Source organism: Marinobacter fonticola (genome assembly GCF_008122265.1).
Lineage (GTDB): Bacteria > Pseudomonadota > Gammaproteobacteria > Pseudomonadales > Oleiphilaceae > Marinobacter_A > Marinobacter_A fonticola.
Window position 1 is genome coordinate 1,810,216 of the sequence record NZ_CP043042.1, and the last position, 11,669, is coordinate 1,821,884.

An 11,669-nucleotide genomic window follows, 5' to 3' on the forward strand; every position below is an offset into this window, starting at 1 on the left:
GTTCGGCATGTCCGATAAGAGACGACTTACGACGACCGCGGGTAGCCCGATCGCGGACAACCAGAACAGTTGGACGGCAGGTGCCCGCGGCCCACTGCTTCTGCAGGATTATCAGTTGATCGAAAAGCTGGCGCACCAGAATCGTGAGCGTATTCCCGAGCGCGTGGTGCACGCCAAGGGGTGGGGCGCTTACGGTACCTTTACCGTTACCCACGATGTCACCGCGTATACCAAGGCGCGTATCTTCTCCGAGGTGGGTAAACAGACCCCCTTGATTACCCGTTTTTCCACAGTAGCAGGTGAACTGGGCGCCGCGGACGCCGAGCGCGACGTGCGTGGCTTTTCCGTCAAGTTCTACACCGAGGAGGGCAACTGGGACATCGTCGGCAACAACACGCCGGTGTTCTTCGTGCGTGATGCCTATAAGTTCCCTGACTTCATCCACACTCAGAAGCGCCATCCGCGGACCAATCTGCGCTCGCCGACCGCCATGTGGGATTTTTGGTCCCAGTCGCCGGAGAGCCTGCACCAAGTCACGATGCTGATGTCGGATCGGGGACTTCCGGTAGGCGTACGCCACATGAACGGTTACGGCTCGCACACGTTCAGCCTGATCAATGCCAAGAATGAGCGGGTCTGGTGCAAATTCCACTTCAAGACTCGACAGGGACACCGATTCTGGACCAACGAAGAAGCGGAGCAGGTGGTCGGCAAAACACGCGAGTCGACCCAGGAAGACCTGTTCTCCGCTATCGAGAACGGCGACTATCCCAAGTGGACGCTGTACATCCAGGTCATGACGGAAGACCAGGCGAAGACTTTCGAACACAACCCCTTCGACCTGACCAAAGTGTGGCCGCATGGCGACTTCCCACTGATTGAAGTCGGTGTGCTGGAGCTTAACCGCAACCCGGACAATTACTTCTCTGAAGTTGAGAATGCGGCTTACAGCCCGTCGAACATCGTACCGGGCATCGGTCACTCTCCGGACAAGATGCTCCAGGCGCGGGTGTTCTCCTACGCCGATGCGCATCGCTACCGCCTGGGCACCCACTACGAGGCCCTGCCTGTAAACCGTCCGAGGTGCCCGGTGAACCATTACCACAAGGATGGCGCCATGCGTTTCTTCGAGAACGGCGAGTCCAATCCGGATGCCTACTACGAGCCGAACTCGTTCAACGGGCCGGTAGAAGACCCGGAAGTGAAGGAGCCACCGTTGCCCCTGCACGGCGATGCCGACCGTTATAACCATCGTGACGGCAACGACGACTTCAGCCAGCCGCGGGCGCTGTTCGAACTATTCGACGCCGGTCAGCGGGAGCGCTTATTCGGCAATATCGCCGGCGCCATGGCGGGTGTTCCGGCGAGGATCGTCGAGCGCCAGCTGAAGCTATTCGATCAGGTGCACCCGGAATACGGCGCGGGCATTCGTCGCTCGCTGGAAACGTAGTTTCTTTCTATCCGTCCCCCGGCTATCCGTCCCCCGGAACGAGCTGTGTTTAGCCGGTGAGTCGCATCACCGGCTTTTTTTTGTACAAATAATCTCTACAATGCGCGCTATCCGATCCCGTGCTTTTCTTTAGGTCCCGCATGCGTGTATTTCTTGCCCCGATGGAGGGGCTTGTTGATGGTTACATCCGTGAACTGCTGACCGCGGTGGGTGGCATCGACCGTTGTGTTACCGAGTTTATCCGCGTTACCCACGGCGACCTTCCCCCGCGGGTGTTCTACCGCTTCGGGCCCGAGCTACAAAATGGCTCGCGAACCCGGGCCGGCGTTCCGGTGGCGGTTCAGTTGCTGGGTTCCGACGTGGGCCAGGTGGCGCTGCACGCGCAAAAAGCGGTCGAACTCGGGGCGCTCCAGGTGGACCTCAATTTCGGTTGCCCGGCCAAGACCGTCAATAAGCACAAGGGTGGTTGTGTACTGATGCGCGAGCCTGAGCTGATGCATGCTCTGGTCGCGGCTGTTCGCGCTGCGGTCCCAGCCGATATCCCGGTTACCGCAAAAATGCGTTTGGGGTATGACGACCGCTCCATGGGAATCGCCTGCGGTGAGGCTCTGGCGGCGGCCGGCGCGAACGAGATCTGCATCCACGCGCGTAGCAAGGTGGACGGCTATCGTCCGCCGGCGTATTGGGAAGAGATTGCCCGGGTAAGAGAACGTGTAGCCACACCGGTTATTGCCAATGGGGATATCTGGTCGGTCGACGACTACTGGCGTTGCCGGGAGGTGTCGGGCTGCGACGACGTGATGATCGGCCGTGGCCTGGTTGCGCGTCCGGATCTGGCGGTGAAAATCAAGGCCAGTCAGGAAGGGCGGGTTGTTGCCGATATGCCGTGGTCGGGTGTTGTTGAACTGCTGGTGGATTACTGCCGCACGCTACAGACGTTTCTGGAGCCGCGTTACGCCACAGGCCGGATTAAGCAATGGCTGAACTATACCCGGCGTCAGTATCCGGAGGCGGAGATCTGCTGGGGCAAGGTAAAGCGCGCGAACCACCCGGATGCGGTTTGCGCACTGCTGGAAGCCAGCGCTGAGGCTTGGGTGCCGGTCAAGGCGACGGCCTGAAAGGCCTTCAGTGCGACGACGGCTGAGAGCGAATAGCGCCCGGGCATGATGAACGCCCGGGCGAAGAGGCTTTAATTAACGGGCGAGGGCCTTAATCAGGAAAGGCACGGCTTCGTCCACTGGAATATCCTGCTTATCCGCATCGCTGCGGCCTTTGTATTCCAGGGTGCCGGCGCCCAGCCCACGGTCGGATACCACCACGCGATGGGGGATGCCCACCAGCTCCATATCGGCGAATTTCACGCCTGGCCGTTCGTTGCGGTCGTCCAGTAGCACATCGAGGCCCGCCTGGCGTAGCTGCTCGTACAGCGTCTCGGCTGCTTCCAGCACGGCCGGCGACTTATGCGCGTTGAGGGTAACGACAGCGACCTCGAAAGGCGCGATCGCAGCCGGCCAGATGATGCCCCGATCGTCGTGATTCTGCTCGATGGCCGCCGCGACGATGCGCGATACGCCGATGCCGTAGCAACCCATTTCCAGGATCGCTGTCTTGCCGTGCTCATCGAGGACGGTGGCATTCATGGCCTGGCTGTATTTATTGCCCAGCTTAAAGATATGGCCAACTTCGATACCGCGCTTAATCTCAAGCTGACCGTCACCCTCGGGGCTGGGGTCGCCTTCGAGCGCGTTGCGTAGGTCTTCCACCCGGCCCAGTTCAACGTCGCGGCCCCAGTTAACGCCGGTAAGATGGACGTCATCCTTGTTGGCGCCGCAGATAAAGTCGCCCAGGTGAGCGGCACTGCGGTCGACGATCACCGGTAGCGGCAGGTCAACCGGGCCGATGGAACCGGCCTTGCAGCCGATCGCCTTCTTGATCTCCTCGTCGGTCGCCATGGTTAGCGGCTCGGCGATGTCTTTGAGGTTTTCCGCCTTGATCTCGTTCAGCTCGTGATCGCCACGAAGCACCAGGGCAACGAGCCTCGCGCCGCCGTCTTCGTCCGCTTCGCCCTTGACGATCAGCGTCTTCACGGTGCGGGTGGCATCGACATTGAGGAAAGCTGCAATGTCGGCAATGGTGCGCTGGTCCGGCGTGTCCACGGCCTTCATAGCGTCCACTGGCGCAGGACGCTCGCCGGCGGGTGCCATGGCCTCGGCCTTCTCGATGTTGGCGGCGTACTTGCCGCCGGTGCTGAAGGCAATTGCGTCTTCGCCCGATGAGGCCAGCACGTGAAATTCGTGGGACGAGCTGCCACCGATAGCGCCGGAATCTGCCTGCACAGGCCGGTAGTCCAGACCCAGCCGATCAAAGATGCTGCAGTAAGTGCGGTGCATCACCTGATAGGTTTCGTCCAGGGAGTCCTTGTTCAAATGGAAGGAGTAGGCGTCCTTCATGATGAACTCTCGAGCCCGCATCACGCCGAAGCGGGGCCGGCGTTCATCGCGGAATTTGGTCTGAATCTGATAGAAGTTCGCCGGCAGTTCTTTATAGCTTTTCAGCTCGTTGCGGATCACGTCGGTGATGACTTCTTCATGGGTCGGGCCAAAGCAGAAATCCCGGCCATGGCGGTCGTTCAGACGTAGCAGTTCGCCACCATACTGTTCCCAGCGGCCGGACTCCTGCCAAAGCTCGGACGGCTGGATTGCCGGCATCAGCACTTCCTGGGCGCCGCTCTTGTCCATTTCCTCGCGCACGATCCGCTCGACCTTGCGCAGTACGCGCAGCCCTAGCGGCAGCCAGGTGTACAGGCCCGAAGCAAGTTTGCGGATCATGCCCGCGCGGAGCATCAGCTGGTGGCTGATGATTTCGGCGTCAGCCGGTGTTTCTTTCAGTGTGGCGATCAGATAACGGCTTGCGCGCATCTTTCGAAGTCCGTGTCCATCGAGTGAGTTATTAACGAAGTGCTTAACGGGTCTCCCCCGGCTGCGACCTTTGGCGAGGACGAAGGCGCGGTTAAAGTCCTGTAAAGTCTTCCTCTCATTTATAGAGCCCGCTATTGTACGGAGCCAATGGGATTACGTACAGGCAAGGCATCCGGTGCCGCACCGGTGAGTTTTGGTAGGAGGTATAAAATGACCCTGAGCGCAAATGAAGTCCAGGCTCTCATCCGCGAAGGTGTGCCGATGGCGGGCGACATCGGATTTACGGTAGAAGAGGTCAGGGACGGGTTTGCGCGGGCGGTGGTGCCATTCGCTACGAATTTTGTGCGCCCGGGAGGAACGCTTTCCGGTCCGCTACAGATGGCGCTGGCCGATGCGACGATGTACGCTGCCATTCTGGCCTCTCTAGGTAAGGTGGAGATGGCCGTCACCAGTAACCTGAATATCAACTTTCTGCAGAAGCCCGCGCCCGCCGATCTGGTGGCAGAGGCTGTTGTCCTGCGAATGGGGCGCCGCCTGGCGTTCTGCGAAGTCCGTCTGCTGTCCGGCGAGGAAGAACGACTGGTTGCCCATGTGACCGGCAGCTATGCGCTGCCCGCCTGAGCCACGTGCCAGGTGCAAGTTAAGCGGGTCTTATAGGAAGAAGGCCCCATAAGGCACATAGGAAAAACTTGTCAGTATGACCGAGCGCAATAGTATCTCGCCGCGTCGCAAACCTGTGCAGGCGCGCAGTCGGGAGCGCGTTGAGGCCATCCTCCAGCACGCTACCCTGACTTTTCATGATAAGGGTGTGGATGCCACCAGCATGTCCGCAATCGCCCGACGTGCCAATATGTCGCTGGCTTCCCTTTACCGCTATTTCCCCAATAAGCCGGCTATCGTGAAGGCCATTGCCGAACGGCATGTGGAAAAGCTGGAAACCATGCTGAAAAACCGGCTGGACCGATTTGGTCCGGAAACCATTGTCGAAGTGCTTCTGGATGTCTACTTCGAATTCTATCGGGACGAACCTGCCTACAAGGCGATTTGGTCAAGCGTAGAAGCGATGCCTGAGTTGCGGGAACTCGACCTGAGCGAGCTGCGGACCAACGCCAGCGATCTTGATGCCTATCTGGCCCGACAATGCCCGCATTTGCCGGCAGACCGTCGCTGGTCCGCCAGTCTCATGGTGCCTCGGGCCAGCGGCAGCTTGCTGCGAATGGCGATTACGCTCCCCGAAGAGGAGGCCAAGGCGTTGCTGAGTGAACTGAAGCGTATGGTGCGAGCGTATTTGGACCAACTGCTTGACGAAGAAAAAGGTTAGAGTCGTTGACGCACGTCCAGGAGGAAAAATTGAAACACCTGCGCCGTTATATCCATGGGCTGAATCGTCTTGGTGCTGGGTGCGTCTGCCTGTTACTGGCAGCGTGCACCGGTTTACCTGACCGTGTCGAGCCGGTAACGGGTTTCGAGCCGCAGCGTTACCTGGGCACTTGGTACGAAATCGCCCGTCTGCCTCATCCGTTCGAGGAAGGTCTGAGTTATGTGCAGGCCACCTATACGGCCAATGAAGACGGTACGATCGATGTGCTCAACCAAGGCTTCAATGCCGCCAGCGGAGAATGGGAGCAGGCGAACGGCGTGGCCAAGTTTGTGGGGGAGCGGCGTGTCGGCCATCTCAAAGTGTCGTTCTTTGGCCCGTTCTACGCGAGCTATGTGGTAATGGCGCTGGATAAGGCGGACTACCGGTACTCTTTGGTCACCGGACCGGATCGTGACTACCTTTGGCTGCTATCGCGCACGCCGGAAATGGCGGCGCCGGTGCGGAAGCAGCTCGTTGCCAAGGCTCGGGAAGCCGGCTATCCGGTGGATGACCTGATTTGGGTAGAACAGTCCGGCGAACCGCCCGCGCCAAGGCCGTAATCACATCGGTGGCGATCTGCTAATGCACGACTAAAGGTAACCCAATGGCAGCGCCGTACTGTCGATCACCCGGCGCAGCACGAAACTTGAATGCACGCCGCTCACGCCTTGAATGCGCGTGATCTTGTTGAGTAGGAACTCGTGGTACTCATCCATGCCCGGAACCACCACCTTGAGCATGTAATCCGCGTCCTGGCCGGTAATCAGGTAGCACTCTTGCACCTCGGGATACTCGCTGACCTGATGTTCGAAGGCCTCGAATCTTTCCGGTGTATGCCGGTCCATACCGATCAGGATAATAGCGGTCAGTGCCAGCCCCAGCTTTTTATGATCGAGGATCGTGACGCGTCGGACGATGATGCCCGCATCCTCCAGCGCTTTGACTCGCCGCGAGCAGGGTGAGGGTGAGAGGCCGACCCGTTCTGATAATTCCTGATTGCTGAGCTCGCCGTGGCGCTGTAATTCTTCCAGGATTTTGCGGTCGGTCCGGTCCAGTTTGATCAGCTTTTCATCTTTCATGGCAGCAATCGCTAATTTCTCGTTAAATATTGGCAGTTGTTTCTAATATTGACCTTGTTGTGAGAAAATTAGCAAGCACATTGCGTGTTGGATGGCCTATGCTGTTCACGTTGTCGGACGACTCGGTCGCTTACCGGGGAATCGGTTGTCGTCACGGCACCGTCCGGGCCACAAGCCACAGGACAAGCACCAGGCCCGTCAGCCTCAGCAGGCGGGCTTGTTTATCGTTCCAATTACACAGCAAGGAATCGTTATGGGATTTGATCATCGCAAATACGTTGCCTTCCAGCCGGTTCGCAAAACCGATCGTCGCTGGCCCGACCAGGTCATCCAGCACGCACCGACCTGGTGTGCAGTTGACCTGCGGGACGGCAATCAGGCGCTAGTCAAACCCATGACCGTGGCTCAGAAGCAGCGCCTATTCGACTTGCTGGTCAAGCTGGGTTTCAAGGAAATCGAGATCGGCTTTCCGGCGGCGAGCCAGCCGGATTTTGATTTTTGCCGCAAACTGATCGAAGAAGATCGCGTGCCGGACGATGTGCGTATCCAGGTGCTGACCCAGGCGCGTCCTGAATTGATCGCGCGGACGTATGAAGCCTTGCAGGGCGCGAAGAATGCCATCGTGCACGTCTACAATTCCACCTCCACCGTTCAGCGCGAAAAAGTCTTCGGCCTGGATCGCGCCGGTATCCGCGAAATCGCGGTCAACGGAGCGCGCGTCGTTAAAGCCCTTGCCGATAAGCAGCCGGGCACGAATTGGACGTTCCAGTATTCGCCGGAAAGCTTTACCGGCACCGAACTGGACTACGCTGCCGAGGTGATCGATGCGGTGAACGACGTCTGGCGCCCGGACCAGGGCCAGGAGGTCATCATCAATCTGCCGGCCACCGTAGAAATGGCGACCCCGAACATTTTTGCCGACCAGATCGAATGGATCTGCGATCACGTGAAATACCGCGAACACATCCAAATCAGCGTGCATACTCACAATGACCGCGGCTGCGCGGTTGCCGCCGCCGAGCTGGCTGTCATGGCCGGCGCCGATCGTGTCGAGGGCACGCTGATGGGGAACGGTGAGCGTACTGGCAACATGGATCTGGTGACCATGGCCATGAATCTCTATTCCCAAGGTATCGATCCGTTGCTCGACCTGTCCGGCATGGCCGAGATCACCGACGTGGTGGAGGCTTGCACCGAGATTCAAACCCATCCGCGCCATCCCTATGCGGGCGAACTGGTTTTCACTGCCTTCTCCGGTAGCCACCAAGATGCGATTCGCAAATGCCTGACCCCGTATCAGGAAGGTGACAAATGGGAAATCGCTTATCTGCCGATCGACCCGCGTGACCTGGGCCGTCGTTACGAAGAAGTGGTGCGGATCAACAGTCAATCCGGGAAGGGCGGTGTTGCCTATGTGCTGGAACGCGATTACAAGATTTCCATGCCGCGCTGGCTGCAGATCGAGTTCAGTAAGGTTGTTCAGCTAGCCGCGGAAACCGAAGGCGGGGAAGTGGATTCCGATACCATCCACCGCCTGTTTGAGGACAAGTACCTGGCGGTGCGCCCGGAATGGCGTCTGCGGACCTATGATCTGCACCGCACTGACGATGGCGTAACGGCGTCCATCGAGTTTGGCGAGGGTGAGCGGGTCCAGCTTTCGGGCGAAGGGCTAGGCGCTGTCGAAGCTGTCGCTGCGGGACTCGAGAGCCGCTACGGCATCACGCTGGCGGTCGAGGCTTACGATGAGTTTGCCTTGAGCGAAGGCACTAATGCCAATGCGATGGCCTGCATTCGCATCCAAGTCGATGGCTCGCCTCACAGTGCTGCAGCGCTGGCTGAGGACACCACGTCCGCAACCTTGCAGGCGCTGCTCTCGGCGGTGGCTAATCATGTTGCTGTAGCTGCACCGGAGAATGCCCGTACAAGCACCGCTTGAGGGTCTAGTGAACTTGGAGGAGGCCGTGAACAAAAAGCGCTGTTCAGCCTTCTGCATCCTCCGCGCGAAGCGTAGTTCAGAGCGGAACACGCAAACGAAAAAAGCCGGCACATTCGTGTCGGCTTTTTGGTGTGCCAGCCAAACCGTGGCTGGCGGTCAACGCTATTATCAGACCGGAGTTACGTTTTCGGCCTGCGGACCTTTCGGGCCCTGAGTCACGGTGAACTGAACCTGCTGACCTTCAGCCAGCGTACGGAAGCCAGAGGAATTGATCGCGCTGTAGTGAACGAATACGTCACTGCCGCCGTCCTGAGCGATAAAGCCAAAGCCCTTGGATTCGTTGAACCACTTAACATGGCCGGTTTTAGTATCTGACATGAATCTTTCCTGTATTCCTGAGTTTTAAGCCCACAACGGGACGCGCCTCTTCCCCATACAGAAGAGCCGGGTTGCTGAGAATTACACAGAGTACTGAGGGAAGGGACCAACGCAGAGCAATTCAAGCCGACCGTGGTAACGCTTTCACCGAATACCGCTGTCTTTCACAGCGAATTTAGTATAGACCGTGTCCGAGGACCGTCAAAGAAAAATTTTAGCCGGAAAAACAGCGTCTTCCGGCTTATAGCAGGTTCATTTCCGAGGGGCTGTGAGCGGCGTTTTGGGGGTGCGTTTGGGTAGAACCCTAATGCCTGTCTTGCTCATAGATAGCTGTAAGTTCGCCGCTTTATGTTTTGAATTTTCGATCTTTCGTGGTCATCTCACGTGATACTTTTGTCGGTCGGAGCTTGGGGTCAGTGACGGAATCGATGCTGAATGTCTTCCAGAATGGTCGGGTCATCGATCGTCGATGGCACGGCGTAGTTTTCGCCGTCAGCGATGCTGCGCAGGACTCGCCGCAAAATTTTTCCTGACCGAGTTTTTGGCAGCCGGTCGACGATCATGGCTCGCCGAAAACAGGCGATGGCGCCGATGCTCTCACGCACCATTTCCACAAGCTCTTCTTCAAGTTCGTCGTGCTCGATCATCGCGCCGTCTTTGAGCAGAACCAGTCCAACCGGTAGCTGGCCTTTCATTTCATCTTGAACGCCAATGACGCAGCATTCCGCTACCGCCGGGTGCGAGGCCACGACTTCTTCCATTTCTCCGGTGGATAGGCGATGCCCGGCAACGTTAATGACGTCATCCGTGCGTCCCATGATAAAGACATAGCCGTCTTCGTCGATATAACCACCATCACCGGAGCTGTAGTAGCCGGGCAGCGGAGACAGATAGGTTTCGATAAATCGGCTAGGGTCACCCCAGATACCGGTTAGACATCCCGGTGGCAATGGCAGCTTGACGGCCACTTGGCCCTGATCGCCCCGGCGTGTGGGTGAACCCTTGAAGTTGAGGACCTGGACGTTGTAACCCGGCGAGGGTACCGTCGCCGAGCCGGGCTTGGGTGCCATCGTTTCAATGCCAACAGGGTTGCAGCAAATGGCCCAGCCGGTTTCCGTCTGCCACCAGTGATCGAGGATCGGCAGTCCGGTTTTCTCCCGCAGCCATTCGTAGGTCGGTGGGTCGAGGCGTTCGCCCGCCAGAAGAATGCGTTTTAGCGATCCGATGTCGTAACGGTGGAGGGCATCAGCCTCCGGGTCTTCTTTACGCACTGCGCGGAATGCCGTTGGCGCAGTGAACAGGATATTGACCCGGTGATCGGCGACCACACGCCAGAAAGCGCCGGCATCCGGCGTTTTGACCGGTTTTCCCTCGTAAAGAACAGTGGTGCAGCCGGTGATCAGCGGTCCGTATACGATATAGCTGTGGCCCACGACCCAGCCCACGTCGGAAGCGGCCCAGAATACGTCGCCGGGCTCGGCGCCATAAACGAGGTCCATGCTGTAGCGCATGGCCACGGCGTGCCCGCCGTGATCTCTCACCACGCCCTTTGGCTTGCCGGTGGTGCCGGAGGTATAGAGGATGTAAAGCGGGTCGGTGGCGCGTACCGGCACGGGGTCTACCGGCTCGGCATTGGCTTCCAGCTCGCTCCAGTCGAAATCGCGGCCGTCGACCAGGGCCGCGGTGACTTGCGAGCGCTGCAGTACGATGCAGCACTCCGGCTTGTGCCCGGCCTTATCGATAGCCGCGTCGACCAATGGTTTGTAGGGAATGACCTTCTGGATTTCGATGCCGCAGGATGCCGTGAGAATGGCTTTGGGGGTGGCATCGTCGATCCGCACCGCCAGTTCGTGGGCCGCGAAACCGCCAAAAACGACGGAGTGAATGGCGCCCAGACGGGCGCAGGCAAGCATGGCCACCACCGCTTCGGGAATCATCGGCATGTAAACGATGACCCGGTCGCCCTTGGTTATACCGCGCTCCTGTAAGGCCCCGGCGAAGCGCGCGACACGGGCGTGCAGCTCCGCGTAGCTGAAGCTCTGCTGTTGGCCGGTGACCGGCGAGTCGTAGATCAGTGCAGTCTGCTCACCGCGCCCATTACGCAAGTGAGCATCCAAAGCCAGGTCGCAGGTATTGAGTTCACCGTCCTCGAACCAGGTGTAGGTGTTCGGGTCGACGCGGGTGAGAATTTTTTCCGGCGTGCGGTACCAATCGATCAGCTGTGCCTTGTCTTTCCAGAAGCCTTCGGGGTCCTGGATCGACCTTTGGAACTCGTCGCGATAACTCATGGAACCACCTCGTTTATTGTCGGCCTCGGTCGTTATGGGCCTCGTTTATTGTCGATACAGCGCAAGGAGATATTCCGCGGGGAAGGCTGGCGGTGCTTTTTTCCCGGACGTTCACCACACTGTAAGTGGTTGTTGCTGGCTCGCTACTAGACGATGGGCTAAGAACGCATCGAACGGTTCTCACTCCGGCGGATTGCCGCGTTAGGGAAAATCGGAAACGTCACTCGGCTTAATCCCCTCGGCTTAATCCCCTTGGCTTA

The 11,669-nt window shown here is 58.7% G+C and carries 10 protein-coding genes; 6 read left to right on the forward strand and 4 right to left on the reverse strand.

Annotated features, from left to right (window positions below; translation table 11 throughout):
• Positions 1 to 7: 7 nt before the first annotated feature.
• Both FXO11_RS08065 and FXO11_RS08070 read left to right on the forward strand, forming a co-directional pair.
• Positions 8 to 1,450 (forward strand): catalase, encoded by a 1,443-nt coding sequence (locus tag FXO11_RS08065; protein ID WP_148862503.1) that lies wholly within the window; start codon positions 8 to 10, stop codon positions 1,448 to 1,450.
• 140 nt (positions 1,451 to 1,590) lie between these two features.
• Entirely contained in the window at positions 1,591 to 2,568 is a 978-nt protein-coding gene (locus FXO11_RS08070; protein WP_148862504.1) for a tRNA dihydrouridine synthase, read from the forward strand.
• Between the two features lie 75 nt (positions 2,569 to 2,643).
• On the opposite strand, the gene FXO11_RS08075 is transcribed toward FXO11_RS08070, so the two are convergent.
• A complete protein-coding gene (locus FXO11_RS08075) occupies positions 2,644 to 4,368 on the reverse strand; it encodes a proline--tRNA ligase (RefSeq protein WP_148862505.1) in 1,725 nt (574 codons plus the stop codon).
• 216 nt (positions 4,369 to 4,584) lie between these two features.
• Here FXO11_RS08075 and FXO11_RS08080 point away from each other — a divergent pair, with 216 nt between their 5' ends.
• From FXO11_RS08080 to FXO11_RS08090, 3 genes are all read left to right on the forward strand, one after another.
• The gene (locus FXO11_RS08080; RefSeq protein WP_227546133.1) at positions 4,585 to 4,989 is read left to right on the forward strand and encodes a PaaI family thioesterase; all 405 of its coding nucleotides are present in this window, start codon (positions 4,585 to 4,587) and stop codon (positions 4,987 to 4,989) included.
• A 76-nt stretch (positions 4,990 to 5,065) separates the two neighbouring features.
• Positions 5,066 to 5,689, forward strand: a complete 624-nt coding sequence (locus FXO11_RS08085; RefSeq protein WP_148862507.1) for a TetR/AcrR family transcriptional regulator — start codon at positions 5,066 to 5,068, stop codon at positions 5,687 to 5,689.
• 29 nt (positions 5,690 to 5,718) lie between these two features.
• Positions 5,719 to 6,288 (forward strand): lipocalin family protein, encoded by a 570-nt coding sequence (locus FXO11_RS08090; RefSeq protein WP_227546077.1) that lies wholly within the window; start codon positions 5,719 to 5,721, stop codon positions 6,286 to 6,288.
• A gap of 30 nt (positions 6,289 to 6,318) precedes the next feature.
• Here the strand turns inward: FXO11_RS08090 and FXO11_RS08095 are convergent, their stop codons facing one another.
• Positions 6,319 to 6,807, reverse strand: coding sequence for an Lrp/AsnC family transcriptional regulator (locus tag FXO11_RS08095; RefSeq protein WP_148862508.1), 489 nt, complete (start codon positions 6,805 to 6,807; stop codon positions 6,319 to 6,321).
• 253 nt (positions 6,808 to 7,060) lie between these two features.
• Here FXO11_RS08095 and leuA point away from each other — a divergent pair, with 253 nt between their 5' ends.
• Positions 7,061 to 8,743 (forward strand): 2-isopropylmalate synthase, encoded by a 1,683-nt coding sequence (gene leuA / locus FXO11_RS08100; protein WP_148862509.1) that lies wholly within the window; start codon positions 7,061 to 7,063, stop codon positions 8,741 to 8,743.
• Between the two features lie 168 nt (positions 8,744 to 8,911).
• On the opposite strand, the gene FXO11_RS08105 is transcribed toward leuA, so the two are convergent.
• Both FXO11_RS08105 and FXO11_RS08110 read right to left on the reverse strand, forming a co-directional pair.
• Positions 8,912 to 9,121, reverse strand: a complete 210-nt coding sequence (locus FXO11_RS08105) for a cold-shock protein (RefSeq protein ID WP_148862510.1) — start codon at positions 9,119 to 9,121, stop codon at positions 8,912 to 8,914.
• A gap of 413 nt (positions 9,122 to 9,534) precedes the next feature.
• Positions 9,535 to 11,409: a propionyl-CoA synthetase gene (locus FXO11_RS08110; protein ID WP_148862511.1), complete on the reverse strand. Its 1,875-nt coding sequence runs from the start codon at positions 11,407 to 11,409 to the stop codon at positions 9,535 to 9,537.
• Between the last annotated feature and the right edge of the window lie 260 nt (positions 11,410 to 11,669).